The sequence below is a fragment of the Streptomyces beihaiensis genome (assembly GCF_026274175.1).
Taxonomy (GTDB): domain Bacteria; phylum Actinomycetota; class Actinomycetes; order Streptomycetales; family Streptomycetaceae; genus Streptomyces; species Streptomyces beihaiensis.
Map to the genome: position 1 here is coordinate 85,671 of NZ_JAPHNL010000222.1, position 13,138 is coordinate 98,808.

14 protein-coding genes are annotated in these 13,138 nt (G+C 72.9%); 5 read left to right on the forward strand and 9 right to left on the reverse strand.

The window, feature by feature from the left end; all coding sequences use genetic code 11:
- The first annotated feature begins 6 nt into the window (after nucleotides 1-6).
- Complete coding sequence (locus OFY01_RS17830) at nucleotides 7-483, forward strand: GNAT family N-acetyltransferase (RefSeq protein WP_266601130.1); 477 nt, start codon at nucleotides 7-9, stop codon at nucleotides 481-483.
- A 485-nt stretch (nucleotides 484-968) separates the two neighbouring features.
- Here the strand turns inward: OFY01_RS17830 and OFY01_RS17835 are convergent, their stop codons facing one another.
- The 6 genes from OFY01_RS17835 to OFY01_RS17860 all read right to left on the reverse strand — a co-directional run bounded on the left by OFY01_RS17835 (nucleotide 969) and on the right by OFY01_RS17860 (nucleotide 7,505).
- Complete coding sequence (locus OFY01_RS17835) at nucleotides 969-2,456, reverse strand: extracellular catalytic domain type 1 short-chain-length polyhydroxyalkanoate depolymerase (protein ID WP_266601064.1); 1,488 nt, start codon at nucleotides 2,454-2,456, stop codon at nucleotides 969-971.
- Between the two features lie 243 nt (nucleotides 2,457-2,699).
- A complete protein-coding gene (locus OFY01_RS17840; protein WP_266601066.1) occupies nucleotides 2,700-3,824 on the reverse strand; it encodes a branched-chain amino acid ABC transporter permease in 1,125 nt (374 codons plus the stop codon).
- Entirely contained in the window at nucleotides 3,821-4,687 is an 867-nt protein-coding gene (locus OFY01_RS17845; RefSeq protein WP_266601068.1) for a branched-chain amino acid ABC transporter permease, read from the reverse strand. The genes OFY01_RS17840 and OFY01_RS17845 overlap by 4 nt, the downstream gene beginning before the upstream one ends.
- The gene (locus OFY01_RS17850; RefSeq protein WP_266601070.1) at nucleotides 4,687-5,466 is read right to left on the reverse strand and encodes an ABC transporter ATP-binding protein; all 780 of its coding nucleotides are present in this window, start codon (nucleotides 5,464-5,466) and stop codon (nucleotides 4,687-4,689) included. Before OFY01_RS17850 ends, OFY01_RS17845 begins: the two co-directional genes overlap by 1 nt.
- A 5-nt stretch (nucleotides 5,467-5,471) precedes the next feature.
- Nucleotides 5,472-6,251, reverse strand: a complete 780-nt coding sequence (locus OFY01_RS17855; protein ID WP_266601072.1) for an ABC transporter ATP-binding protein — start codon at nucleotides 6,249-6,251, stop codon at nucleotides 5,472-5,474.
- A 3-nt stretch (nucleotides 6,252-6,254) separates the two neighbouring features.
- On the reverse strand, nucleotides 6,255-7,505 hold the full coding sequence (locus OFY01_RS17860; RefSeq protein WP_266601074.1) for a substrate-binding domain-containing protein: 1,251 nt from the start codon (nucleotides 7,503-7,505) through the stop codon (nucleotides 6,255-6,257).
- A gap of 328 nt (nucleotides 7,506-7,833) precedes the next feature.
- On the opposite strand from OFY01_RS17860, the gene OFY01_RS17865 reads away from it, so the two are divergent.
- A complete protein-coding gene (locus OFY01_RS17865; RefSeq protein ID WP_266601076.1) occupies nucleotides 7,834-9,342 on the forward strand; it encodes an alpha/beta hydrolase in 1,509 nt (502 codons plus the stop codon).
- A gap of 24 nt (nucleotides 9,343-9,366) precedes the next feature.
- On the opposite strand, the gene OFY01_RS17870 is transcribed toward OFY01_RS17865, so the two are convergent.
- On the reverse strand, nucleotides 9,367-9,963 hold the full coding sequence (locus OFY01_RS17870; RefSeq protein ID WP_266601078.1) for a TetR/AcrR family transcriptional regulator: 597 nt from the start codon (nucleotides 9,961-9,963) through the stop codon (nucleotides 9,367-9,369).
- 143 nt (nucleotides 9,964-10,106) lie between these two features.
- On the opposite strand from OFY01_RS17870, the gene OFY01_RS17875 reads away from it, so the two are divergent.
- Both OFY01_RS17875 and OFY01_RS17880 read left to right on the forward strand, forming a co-directional pair.
- Entirely contained in the window at nucleotides 10,107-10,574 is a 468-nt protein-coding gene (locus OFY01_RS17875) for a nuclear transport factor 2 family protein (RefSeq protein ID WP_266601080.1), read from the forward strand.
- Between the two features lie 43 nt (nucleotides 10,575-10,617).
- A complete protein-coding gene (locus tag OFY01_RS17880; RefSeq protein WP_266601082.1) occupies nucleotides 10,618-11,304 on the forward strand; it encodes a pentapeptide repeat-containing protein in 687 nt (228 codons plus the stop codon).
- Nucleotides 11,305-11,373: 69 nt separating this feature from the next.
- On the opposite strand, the gene OFY01_RS17885 is transcribed toward OFY01_RS17880, so the two are convergent.
- Nucleotides 11,374-11,874, reverse strand: a complete 501-nt coding sequence (locus OFY01_RS17885; protein WP_266601084.1) for a hypothetical protein — start codon at nucleotides 11,872-11,874, stop codon at nucleotides 11,374-11,376.
- Nucleotides 11,875-11,881: 7 nt separating this feature from the next.
- On the opposite strand from OFY01_RS17885, the gene OFY01_RS17890 reads away from it, so the two are divergent.
- Nucleotides 11,882-12,388 (forward strand): hypothetical protein, encoded by a 507-nt coding sequence (locus OFY01_RS17890; RefSeq protein WP_323135525.1) that lies wholly within the window; start codon nucleotides 11,882-11,884, stop codon nucleotides 12,386-12,388.
- A 114-nt stretch (nucleotides 12,389-12,502) separates the two neighbouring features.
- Here OFY01_RS17890 and OFY01_RS17895 read toward each other — a convergent pair whose 3' ends face one another.
- The gene (locus tag OFY01_RS17895; protein ID WP_266601086.1) at nucleotides 12,503-13,078 is read right to left on the reverse strand and encodes a TerD family protein; all 576 of its coding nucleotides are present in this window, start codon (nucleotides 13,076-13,078) and stop codon (nucleotides 12,503-12,505) included.
- Between the last annotated feature and the right edge of the window lie 60 nt (nucleotides 13,079-13,138).

Below are 13,138 nucleotides of genomic sequence, written 5' to 3' on the forward strand. Positions count from 1 at the left end.
GCCCCCATGATTCGCCCCGCGACCCCCGCCGACATCCCCGTCATCCACGCCATGATCCGCGAACTCGCCGAGTACGAGAAGGCGTCGCACGAGGCACGCGCGACGCGGGGCCGGCTCCACGAGGCCCTGTTCGGCGCGCACCCGGCGGCGTACGCGCACATCGCGCAGGACGATGCGACCGGTGAACCCGTGGGCTTCGCCCTGTGGTTCCTCAACTTCTCCACGTGGCGCGGCGTGCACGGCATCTACCTGGAGGACCTGTACGTACGCCCCGAGGCGCGCGGCGCGGGCCACGGCAAGGCACTTTTGACGAGCCTGGCCCGCATCTGCGTGGAGCGCGGCTACGAGCGCCTCGAATGGTCCGTCCTGAACTGGAACCAGCCGTCCATCGACTTCTACCGCTCACTGGGCGCGCGCCCGCAGGACGAGTGGAGTGTGTACCGGCTGACGGACGGGGCGCTCAGCGCCCTGGGTTCGGCCTGACACGACAGGACCGGCGTGCGCCGCCGATGTCGCCCCGGAACCAGCGGACTTCGCGTACAGGATGTCCAACCGGCTTGTTCCACGCTACCGTTGGAGGTTCCATCGCCTGAATTACAGCTCCAGGCGCGGAATTAGGGGAAACGCCCGGCCTCGGGTCCAAGGGGTTGGTCCGAGGCCGGGCGTCGCCCCTCACAGGCGGATCGAGGGCATCCCCTGCACTTGATCCGGACGGGTTCGCCCGTCGTCCGCGAAGGAGCTGTATCTGATTCGGGAGGTGGAGAGGTGGCCGAGAACAAGAAGGAGTGGCGTAGGGAGCTGGCTTCGAAGTTCGCCGTCGCAGCGGCTGTGAAGGTGCTGTGGGGGCTGATCGTCGAGTTGGTGCTCCGTCCTCACGAATGATCTTGGCGACAGGCGGTGCCCCGGTGCTAACCCCTTCGCCGGGGCACCGCCGACCTCACTCGGCCGTCGCCGGTCCCGCGCGGCGGTCAGCAGCCGCTGTCGGCGATGACGTAGTAGCCGGCGGAAGTCTCCTTCAGGGTGTGGGTGACGTACGTGTTGTACAGCCCCATGTTCTGGTCGGAGCCGTTGGCGTAGGTGTAGCCGCCGCTCGTGTGGGCGCGGCCGTCCACGACCTGTTGGTAGTTGTTGGCGGTGTAGCACTGGGCGACGTAGCCCGTGGTCGTCGCCGTCACCGCCGGGGAGAGGGTGCCCTCCGCGCCCGCCGAGTCGACGGCCGCCACCTTGTAGGTGTACGAGGTGCCGCTCGTCAGGCCGGTGTCCGTGTAGCCGGTGGAGGTGGTGGAGCCGACCTTGGTGCCGTCGCGGTAGAGGTCGTACGAGGCCGCGCCCGACACCGCCGACCAGCTGAGGGCGGCGGACGTGTCCGTGGTGCCCGTGACCGTCAGGTTCGTGGGCGCGGGGAGGGGCGAGGTGCCGCCGCCTCCGCCGCCTCCGCCGCTGCCGTCCAGGCCCCAGAACGTGGCCGTGTAGTACGTCGAGCAGATGTAGCCGAGGTAGTAGGCGCCCGTCGAGCCGCACTGTGTGGAACCTGATCCCGGGTCGACCGCCAGGCCGTGGCCCATGCCGGAAATGGAGTACAGCTCGACGGCCGGGGTGCCGTCGGGGGCGTCGTAGTAGCTCTCCGTGGTGCCGCCGGTCAGGCTCTTCGTGCCGGAGGCGGTCTGGCCGATGCCCCAGACGTCGGTCCACTGGTCGCGCAGTTCGTCGCCGTTGACCGGTGAGACGGTGTAGTCGGCCGTGCCCTGCCAGATCGCCACGCGCGGCCACGGGCCGTTGTAGCCGGGGTCGGAGTCGCGGACCTTGTCGCCCCACTGCCGCGGAGTCAGGCCCAGGCCCGAGGTGTTGTACTGGCAGGCGTTGGTGCCCGAGGAGGACGTGGCGCACTGGGCGGGCAGGCCGGAGTCGATCGCGCCGCCCGCGAACACGTCCGGGTAGTCGGCCAGCAGGTTGGCCGCCTGGCCGCCGCCCGCCGAGAGACCGGTCACGTAGATGCGGGTCGTGTCGCTGCCGTACTGGGACACCGCCTTGTCGACCATCTGCTTGACGGAGAGTGCCTCGCCGTGGCCGCGGGTGTCCTGAGCCGTGTCCCACCAGCGGAAGCAGGACGCCGAGTTGTTCGAGGAGTCGGTCTGTGGGTAGACCACGGCGAAGCCCCACTGGTCGGCGAACCGCGCCCAGCCCGAGTGGCTGTGGTAGCCGGCCGCGCTCTGCGTGCAGCCGTGCAGGGCGACGACCAGGGGGCGGCCCGTGGGCAGGTTGTCGGGCGCGTACTCGTACATCGCGAGGTTGCCCGGGTTCGAGCCGAAGCTCGTCACCTGGGTGAGGGTGGCGGCGGCCGCGGGCTGCGCGGCGACCGTGAGCAGGCTCGCGGCCAGTGCGATCGCTCCGGCCGCGGCCGACAGCAGGCGGCGGAGGCGGCCGGGCGGCGGGGTGTGGTGGTCCGTGCGTGCCATGTGCGGCTCCTGAGGGAAGGGGGGTGTGCGGGGCGCCCGTGGGGTGGGCTCGGGCTGTGACGTGCATCATGAGGCTGTGGCGACACGGGGTTAATGGGTGGGAAATCCATCGTGCGTGTCCACGTCATGTGGGGCTGCCATATGGGCCCGCCGCAGGGGGAGTTCGGCCCGCGCCACCCGGATACGGCCGGGCCCCGGCAGCCGTCGCGCACGCTGCCGGGGCCGTCGGAGCCGGGCCGTTCCTCAGACCGCGCTGCCCTCCGGAGCCGTGCCAAGACCCGCGGGCCGCGGGCCGCGGGCCGAGCGTCTCGCCCGGACGCGCGCGGGCAGCGCCGCGAGACCGCCCGGCAGCAGGAGGACCACGGCGACGAAGAGCGTGCCGAGGAGGAAGAGAGGCTGGGAGAGCGGGACCCGCAGCACCGCCGGGAGTCCGGCGACCGTGCCCGAGTTGGCCAGGTCGCCCAGGCGGTGGTCCGCCCACGTGTACAGGACGCCGCCGAGCAGCGGGCCCCAGCGGCTGCCGGAGCCGCCCAGGATTACCATCACGAGCAGCGCCAGCGTCGCGTCGGACGAGGCGGCCTGGGGCGTCGCCCCGCCGGTGAGCAGCAGGTAGACCACCCCGCCCGCACCGGCCAGGCCGCCCGCCACCACGAAGGCGACCAGCTTGAACCCGTACGGGCGCAGGCCGAGCACCTCCACGCGGCGCTCGTTCTCCCGGATGCCCGCCCACACCCGTCCGATGGGCGAGGAGACCGTCCAGTGGACCACGGCGAGGGTGAGTACCAGGTACGCGAGGGCGATCCAGTACAAGGTGGCCGTGTTCTGGATGCCGACGACACCGTCCGGCAGCAGGTCGGCCGGGACCGCGCGGCCCTCCTCGCCGCCGGTGAGGCCGCCGGGGTCGCGGGTCACGAGGATCGATCCGGCCTGTGCGAAGGCCAGCGTCACCATCGAGAACCCGATCCCGGACACCCGCAGGCCGACCGCGCCGAGGACCACGGCGAGCAGCAGCGCGCAGCCGACGCCCACCGCCGCCGCGGCCGCGAACGGCAGCCGCCACTCCAGCATGGCCAGGTCCGTGACGTACAGGCCGGTGGCGAAGTACAGCGCGTGGCCGAAGGAGAGCAGTCCGGTGCGGCCGAGCAGCAGGTCGTAGCCGGTGGCGAGGCCCCCGTAGAGCAGGCACAGAGCGAGCAGTTGCAGGCTGCCGGGGCTGCCGAGGGGGCCGCTGAGCAGGCCGGGGACGGGCAGGGCGCTGAACGGGGCGAGGAGGAGGACGGCGAGCAGGGCCGGCGGCCACCAGCGCCGCCGGTCCCGCCACCCGCGCCGTTCCCGCGCGGTTGTCGCCCGGTGTCCGAGGAACGTCACGCGAGCCTCCCGGTCAGTCCGCCGGGCCGTACGAGGAGCAGTACGGCCAGCAGCACGACGACCGAGAGGTCGCCGAGCCCGGCGGCGGTGTAGTAGTTGGCGAACTGCTGGACCAGGCCGACCCCGGCCGAGGCGACGGCCGCCCCCGTGACCGAGCCCATGCCGCCCATGACGACCACGACGAACGCGAAGATCAGCAGGCCGGTGCCCTGGCCCGGGGCGACCGAGCCGAAATAGAGCCCGGCGAGCGCGCCGCCGAGCGCCGCCGCGGCGCCGCCGATCGCGAAGACGAGCGTGAAGGCCCTGCGTACGTCGATGCCGAGGGCCGTGACCATCGCCCGGTCCTCGACGCCGGCCCGCACGATCAGCCCGTAGCGGGTACGGGCCAGGAACAGGCGCAGCGCGAGCAGGACCAGCAGGGCCGCGGCCATCAGCACGAAACGGTTGACCGGGACGACCGCGCCGAGCACGCGCACCGTGCCGGAGAGCCCGGACGGCTGCGGGAACGGGCGGGCGTCGGCGCCCCAGACGCCCATCAGCAGGGCGGGCACGGCGAGGCCGACGCCGACGGTGGCCAGGATCTGGTCGCGCGGGCGGCTGTACAGCGGCCGGATCAGCGCGAGTTCGAGGAGGACGGCGGCGAGGGTGCCGACGGCCGTGCCGAACGCCACCGCCGCGTAGAAGTCCATGCCCGCCTGTGCGGTCGCCCACCAGGCGGCGTAGGCGCCGACCGAGAGCAGCGCGCCGTGGGCGAAGTTGAGCACGTCCATCAGGCCGAAGATCAGTGACAGGCCGGAGGCGACGAGGAAGTACAGCGCGCCGAGGCCGAGGCCGGTGCACAGCAGCAGGATGACGGTGTCCATCAGCGGTTGACCTCCGTACCGGTCGGTGGTGCCGGTGCGGCACCCGGGGATGGTCCGGGGGACGGCCGGCGGCTGCTGCCCACGCCCAGCAGCCGCCGCGCCGCCTCCTCGTCGGCGAGCAGCTCGGCCGTGGCGCCCTGGTGGACGGTGTGGCCGTCGGCCAGTACGGCGCAGGTCGCGGCCGTGCGCCGGACGAGAGCGAGGTTCTGCTCGACCAGCAGGACGGGGACGCGGGATGCGACGCGTTCCAGTGCGTCGGCGACCTCCGTGACGATCCGGGGGGCCAGGCCCTTGGTCGGCTCGTCGGCGATGATCAGGCGGTTGGCGTTGAGCAGGGTCCGGGCGATGGCCACCATCTGCTGCTGGCCGCCGGAGAGCGTGCCCGCCACCTGCCGCTCGCGGCGCTTCAGTTCGGGGAAGATCTCGTGTACGAGGGGGTAGGCGGGCTCGGCGTCCCGTTCCGCGAGGCGCAGGTTCTCGGCGACGGTGAGGCCGCCGAAGACGCCCCGGTCCTCGGGCACGTAACCGATGCCGCGCCGCACGACGAGGTGGGTGGGAAGACGGGTCAGGTCCTCGCCCGCGAGCCGGATGCCGCCGGTGCGCGGGACGAGCCCGAGCACGGCCTTGACCGTCGTGGTCTTGCCCGCGCCGTTGCGGCCGAGCAGCGCGGTCACGCCGGACGGCGCCACGTCGAGGTCCACGCCGTGGAGGATGTGCAGGCCGTCGATGACGACGCGCAGGCCGCGGACGGTGAGCAGGGGATCGTGCGGTGCGCCCATGGCGGTCACAACTCCTCTCCCAGGTAGGCATCTTGGACGGTCGGGTCGGCCATCACCGCGTCCGGTGTGTCCAGGGCCAGGAGCGTGCCGTGGTGCATCACCGCGACGCGGTCGGCGAGGCCGAGCAGGACGTCCATGTGGTGCTCGACCATCAGGACGGTGCGGCCCAGGTCGCGGTGGACCGAGCGGACGAGCGCGGTCAGCGCCGGGACCTCCTCGGCGCTGACCCCGGCCATCGGCTCGTCGAGCAGGATGATCCGGGGATCGCCGACGAGCAGCACGGCCAGCTCCAGCTTGCGTTTCTCGCCGTGGGAGAGCGCGGCGGCCGGCGTGTCGGCGCGGTGGGCCAGTTCGGTGCGCTCCAGGACGTCGGCGACCTCCTGGCGGTAGGGCGCGGCGCGGCGCCAGAGCCGGTAGGAGGCGCGGGGCCCGGCCGCGGCCTGGGCGGCGAGGCGCACGTGCTCGGCCACGGTCATCCCCGGCCACAGCGACGACGTCTGGAAGGTGCGGCCGAGCCCGCGCCGGGCGCGCGCGTGGACGCCGGCGCGGGTGAGGTCGGTGCCGTCGAGCGTGACGGTGCCGGTGGTGGCCGGACGGATGCCGGAGATCAGGTTGAACAGGGAGGTCTTCCCCGCCCCGTTGGGGCCGATGAAGGCGACGAACTCGCCCTCGCGCACGCCGCACGACACGCCGTGCACGATCGGTACGCCCCGGACCGACCAGCCGAGGTCGTCGAGGCGGAGGACGGGGGTGGCGGCCGCCGTTGTCGCCGCTGCTGCCGTCATCGGTCAGCCCGCCATCGGGGCGACCGGCGGGGCCACCTGGTCGGCGGGGAGGGTCCGTACGACGGAGGGCTTCGGCGTGCCGGTGCCCGCGGCGGCGCCGGTGAGCTTCGCCTGGAACATCGGCTGGAGCAGCGCGTGGTCCTCGGCGCGCACGGTGAGGCGGCCCTTGACCCCGTCGAAGCTCCAGCCCTCGAGGGACTTGACGAGAGCGGAGGTGTCGCCCGCCGAACCCTTGGTGGCCCGCACGGCGTGCACGATCATCTGCGCGGCGGTGAAGCCGTCCGGGGTGAAGATGTCCGGCTTGGCGCCGGCCTTCGTCACGGCGTCGGACATGGCGCGCTCGACGGCGGTACCCGCGGCCCCGTCGAAGTAGTGGCTCAGGAAGGAGATCTTCGTCGCCGCGGGCCCGAACAGCGGGTACGAGGCGGCCAGGTCGAGGCCGGTGACGACCTTGGTGGAGGCGAACACGTCCTGCTGGGTGAGCGAGGTCCACAGGGACGAGGCCGTGTCCCCGGCCCACGCGACGAACAGCAGGTCGGGCCGGGAGGACTTGGCCTGCCGGGCGAACGGCGTGAGGTCGGTCGCGCTCGGCGGGGCGAGCACCGCCTTGACGGTGGCGCCCTCCTTGCCCAGGACCTCCTTGACCGCCGCCACGTTCGCCTGCCCGAAGGCGCTGTCCTGGGCGAGCACGGTGACCTTGCCGCCCTTGACGCTCTTGCCGTCCTTGCCGAGGAACGCGGCGGCGGTACGGATGTCCTGGTAGGACTGGCGGCCGGAGCGGAAGGTGTACTTGTTCAGGCCGGTGATCTTGTCGGCCGCGGCGGGGCCGCTGATGAACAACACCTTGTTCTGGGCGGCGACCGGCGCCACCTGAAGGGCGACGCCGGACGACGTCGAACCGGCCAGGATCGTGCAGCCCTTGCCGATGAGTTCCTTGGCCTCGGAGACGGCCTTCGCGGGATCGCCCGCGTCGTCCCGCACGGAGAGTTCCACGCGGTGCCCGTCGACCTCGCCGGTGCCCTTGGTCGCGTAGTCGAGGCCCGCCCGGAAGCCCTGGGCGTACTGCTTGCCGTACGCGGCGAGGGGGCCGGTCTTGGAGTAGACGAGCCCCACCTTCACCGGGGCCCCGGCTCCGGCCCCGGAGCCGTCGCTCGCCGTGCCGGCGGTTCCGGCCTTGCTGCAGCCGACGGCGAGCAGCGCGCAGGCCGCGAGGGTGGCCAACTGCCGGTGTATCCGTACGGATCGGGACGTCATGGTCGGCTCCTGAGGGTGACGGGCGGGGTTTTGGGGACCGTAGGGCCGCCGGAACGGGTGGCGACATGTGTGGGGGCGACGCATCGCGGGCTCGTACGGTGTGGGAGTCAGCCATGCCGGACCGCTGAAATGAGCCACCGTCAGGTCTGGTCGGGGCTTTGCCGGGCCTTCGGGGTGTCGCTGGGGCCGAGGAGGCGTGAGAGGCGCGGGTTGACTGCCATGGTGCGGGCTCCCACGGTGGTGGGCCGGTGCGTGTGGGACCGGGACATGGCCGGTTCCGCGCGTGGTGGGTACGGTCGCCGGGCGTCTCGTTCGGAAGGACCCCGCGATGCCAGACACCGACCCCGACACCGCCTCCGGCACGGAGTGCGACCCCGGCAGCGGCAGTGGCTGTGGCTGTGGTGCCGGGTGTGGCCCCGGCTGCGGCTGTGGCTGCGGCCCCGAATGCGACCCCGGCAGCGGCGGCGGCTCCGGTACCGGCCCCGAGGGCGACCCCGGCGGCGGCTCCGGCTCCGGTGCCGGGTGTGGCCCCGGCTCCCGCTCCGGCGCCGACACCGCCTCCGGCGCTGAGTGCGACCCCGGCTGCGGCAGTGGCTCCGGTGCCCCCGCCCGCGACATCCGTCGCGCCACGCGCGTGCCCGGTGCCGAGCGGCAGCGGTCGGCGGCGCTGGACGACCTCACGACCACCGGCACCCTCGCGAGCGGTCACACCGTCCCCGCCGACTGGGAGGGGCTGCACGCCTCGGCGGGGGCGGCGCATCCGCCCGTGCCCGGCGTGCAGATCGACGGCTGCTTTCCCTCGCCCACGACGCTCAACGCGCACCACGGCTGGCACCACGACGCCCAGTTCGTGCTGCGTCTGCCGCACCGCTGGAACGGCAAGCTGCTCGTCACCGCAGCCCCCGGCGTGCGCCGCCAGTACGCCACCGACCGGCTGATCGGCGACGCGGCGGTGGCCGCCGGGTACGCCTACGCCGCCACGGACAAGGGCAACTCGGGCCCCGAGTTCCACATGGCGGGGAGCCGTCCCGGGGACGCGCTCGCCGAGTGGGAGCTGCGGCTGCGCGAGCTGACGGTCGCGGCGCGGGCGACGGTCCGGCGCCACTACGGCACCGAGCCGGTGCGCTGTTACGTCGTCGGCGTCTCCAACGGCGGTTACGCGACCCGGCTCCAACTGGAGCGCCACCCCGACCTGTACGACGGGGGCGTCGACTGGGAGGGACCGTTGTGGCGGGCCGAGGGGCCGAACCTGTTCACTCACCTCCCGGCGTTCGTCGCGCACTACCCCCGCTACCGGGACACCGGATGCGCCGACGCGCACGCGCGGCTCGTCGCGGCGGGGCTCCCGGCCGGGTCGGAGTTCCTGTGGGAGGCGCACCACCGGATCTACTGGGACTTCACCCAGCGCACGTACCGTGCCGTCTTCGATCCCGCCTACCCGGGCAGCGACGCGGACTACGACTACGACCGCCGCCCGGCCGCCGTGCACGAGGCCGTGGCCCGTGTCGCCCTGACCGGCGCCATCGGGAAACCGCTGCTCTCCTTCCACGGCACCCTCGACACGCTGCTGCCCATCGGCATCCACTCCGACCGCTACGCCGAACTCGTCGCGGCGGCCGGTCGCGGCGGGCTGCACCGCCAGTACCGCATCGAGGGCGGCACGCACGTCGAGGGCTTCTGCGACCGGTTCCCCGGCAGGCTGCGCCCCATGCTGCCCGTCTACCGCACGGTGCTCGGCGCGCTCGAGGTCTGGGTCGAACAGGGCGTGGCACCGCCGACTGGCCGGACCGTGGCCTGGGGCGGCGGCGTGGACGAGGGTGACATCAGCACCTGGTGAGCCGACCGACCGGACGGGGGCCGGTCACCGGCGCCGCGTCAGGCCGTCCAGGACGACCTCCGCCGCGTGGGCGCGGGCGGCCGTGCCTGGAGCCGTACCGTCTCTTTCGGTCGCCACGTCGGCCGCCGCGTCGGCGTCCGTGTGCTCCGCCGCGCGGGCCGCGCCGACCATCAGGGCGATCACGTCGGCCGCGGTCACGTCGGGCCGTACGTCGCCCGTCTCCTGGGCGCGTTCGAGCACCACCCCCAACGCGGCGCGCAGTCGCTTCTTCGTGTCCTCGAAGCTCCCGTCGACGTCGACGCCCGCCGTCGCGAGCGCGTTGATGTAGGCGATCTTGCTGCGCGACTCCTCCACGTTCCGCAGGAACATCTCGCGGAACGCGGCGCCCGGGTCGGCGGCGTCCGCCAGTTCCTCCATGCGGGCCGCCCCGGCGTCCATGCGGGCCTGGAAGACGGCCTCCAGGAGCGCTTCCTTCGTGGGGAAGTGCCGGAAGAGCGTGCCGACGCCGACCCCGGCCTCCTTGGCGACCTCCTCCGTGGCGGCGGCCGGGCCGCGCGCGGCGAACACCTTCTCCGCGGCGTCGAGCAGCCGTTCGCGGTTTCTGCGGGCGTCCGCGCGCATCGGGCAATCACCTTCCATGGCGTCCGGCCGTGCCGTCCGTTGACAACCGGAGTGGCCAGTCCGTATCGTCCGGAGCCGTAAGGGGAGTGGCGACTCCGGTTTGGCTCCGATTCTATGTTCCGTCTCTCCGAAGGGGTACACCCATGTCCGAAAACACGTCTGCTTCCGCGCCGCGATCCGTGGCCGACTCGCTGCGCGCGCTCGTCGAGATGGTCGAGAGCGGCGACTTCGCCCCGATCACCCGCATCTACGCCGACGACGTCGTCGTCACGCACGCCTTCGGCGTCGGCGAGCACACCCGCTGGGAGGGGCTTGACGAGGTCGCGGAGTTCTTCGACCGCTCGCCCCTCGACCGTTTCTCCCGCACCGTGCACGACCTGAGGGTCTGGAGCACGGACGACCCCGAGGTCGCGATCGCCGAGTTCACCATCGAGGGCCACGTCCACGCCACCGGCCGTACGTTCCGTCTGCCCAACGTGATCATCGCCCGCGGCCGCCTCTCCGACGGGCGGCTCGTCGAGACCCGCGACTACCACCACCACGGGGCGATGGCCGCGTTCTTCGGGGCTCTGCCGGAGTACGTGAAGGGTCTTGAGGGCATGGCGGCCTGAGTCGCGGGCCGGGATTGTCAGTGGTCGCGGGCACTATGGCGGCATGGCGGACAAACGTGGTGGCGCGGGCGGCCCGGGCAAGGTGAAGAAGGCGCGGCGGGCACAGGTGCGGCTGCCGCCGCTGGTGCCGTGGACGGGGGGTGAGCTGGAGCCGGGCGGGGACTACGACGGCCTTGAGTTCAGCGGCGCGGACCTCACCGGGCAGGAGGGCACCGGGGCCCGGTTCATGGACTGCGGACTCCGGGCGTGCCGGGTCGACGAGGCGTCGCTGGGCCGCGCCCGGGTCCTGGACTGCGTGCTCACCGGGATGCGGGGCGTGGGCACGGACCTGGCGGAGGCGACGCTGCGGGACGTGGAGGTGGTGGACGCGCGGCTCGGCGGGGTGCAACTGCACGGCGGCATGCTGGAGCGGGTCGTGGTCCGCGGCGGCAAGATCGACTACCTGAACCTGCGCAAGGCCCGGCTGCGGGACGTCGTCTTCGACGGGTGCGTGCTGGTCGAGCCGGACTTCGCGGGCGCGCGTCTTGAGCGGGTGGAGTTCCCCGGGTGCGTGCTGCGAGGAGTGGATCTGACCGGAGCGACGCTGACCGACGTCGACCTCCGTGACGCGGCGCGCCTGGAGATCGCGCGAGGCGTGGACCGGCTGGGCGGGGCAGTCATCTCGACGGCCCAGTTGCTGGACCTGGCACCGGTGTTCGCGGCGCAGATGGGGGTGCGGGTGGAGGGTTGAGCTCTGCGGCGCTGCGGCCTGGCGGCGCTGCGGCCCCGCACACGTCCCCCCGCCGGGCCCCTCCGCGGGTCAGTCCACCCGGGGAAAGCGGCTCTGCAGGTCCCAGATCGCCGGGTTGTCGGCCAGGTCCTCGTGCATGTCGGTCAGGTCGGCGATGAGGTCGTGGAGGAAGTCCCGTGCCTCGCGGCGCAGTTCGGCGTAGGAGAAAGTGAGCGGGGGTTCGTCGCCCGGCATCCAGTCGGCCTCGATGTCGACCCAGCCGAAGCGGCGCTCGAAGAGCATGCGGTCGGTGGACTCGGTGAAGTCCAGCTCCGCGTACTGGGTGGTCGCCGAGCGGCTGCCGCGCGGGTCGCGGTCGAGGCGCTCGACGATGTCGCACAGCGCCCACGCGAAGTCGAGCACCGGCACCCATCCCCAGGCTGTGGACAGCTCCCGGTCCGCCTTCGTGTCGGCCAGGTACACGTCGCCGCTGAACAGGTCGTGGCGCAGCGCGTGCACGTCCGCGCGCCGGTAGTCCGTCTGCGGCGGGTCCGGGAAGCGGCGGGAGAGGGCGTAACCGATGTCGAGCACGTAGGTGATGGTGTCACGGGGGCCACGGGGCGGCGCGCTCGCCCCGGCCGTCCGGTCGGTGCGGGGGCCGCTGCGCTGGGTCTCGGCCGTGGTGCTGCTCGCGCTCGCCGCGCACGGGGCGTGGCAGGCGGTGCGCCGTCATCGGGCGCCGCGCACGACGGGCCGCGCGACCAGCCGGGTGGCGGGCGCCGGTGCGGTGGAGGGCGGTGCGGCGCACGGGCAACTCGCGCCGCGCCGGGCCTACTTCGGGCTGCTCGGTATCACGGTCCTCAACCCCCTGACCGTCATCTACTTCACCGCGCTCGTCGTCGGCGGCGGGGGCCCGGATCACGGCGTCGCCCTACGCGCCGTCTTCGTCATCGCCGCCTTCGCCGCGTCCGCCAGCTGGCAGTTGCTGCTCGCGGGCGGCGGTGCGTTGCTCGGGCGGGCGCTGACCGGGCCGCGGACGGGGCTCGCGACAGCGCTCGCGTCCAGCACGCTGATCGCCGCGCTCGCGGTGCGGATGGTGCGGTGACCCTGGAGACCTGGAGACCTGGAGACCTGGAGACCTGGAGACCTGGAGACCCGGCGACTCCGGAGGCCCCGGCGCGCGCGGCGACGCGGCGGCCGGGGGTGCTCCGGACAGACGTCAGACGTTGACGCCGAAGTCCTGCGCGATGCCGACCAGGCCCGAGGCGTAGCCCTGGCCCACGGCGCGGAACTTCCACTCCGCCCCGTTGCGGTACAGCTCGCCGAAGACCATCGCCGTCTCCGTCGCCGCGTCCTCCGACAGGTCGTAGCGGGCGATCTCGCTGCCGCCGGCCTGGTTGACGATGCGGATGTACGCGTTGCGCACCTGGCCGAAGTTCTGCGAGCGGGTCTCCGCGTCGTAGATGGAGACCGGGAAGACGACCTTGTCGATGTCGGCGGGGAGCGCCGCCAGGTTCACGTTGATCGCCTCGTCGTCGCCCGCGCCCTCGCCCGTGCGGTTGTCGCCGGTGTGCACGATCGTCTGGTCGGGCGTCTGCTTGTTGTTGAAGAAGACGAAGTGGGCGTCCGAGTAGACCTTCCCCTGGCCGTTGACCGCGATGGCCGAGGCGTCCAGGTCGAAGTCGGTGCCCGTGGTGGTGCGGACGTCCCAGCCGAGTCCCACGGTGACAGCGGTCAGGCCCGGAGCCTCCTTGGTGAGCGAGACGTTGCCACCCTTGGACAGGCTTACAGCCATGGGGAGTCCCTTTCATCGTTGTGTCGCGTTTGCGTACGGCGCAGCCGAAGCTACTCGTAC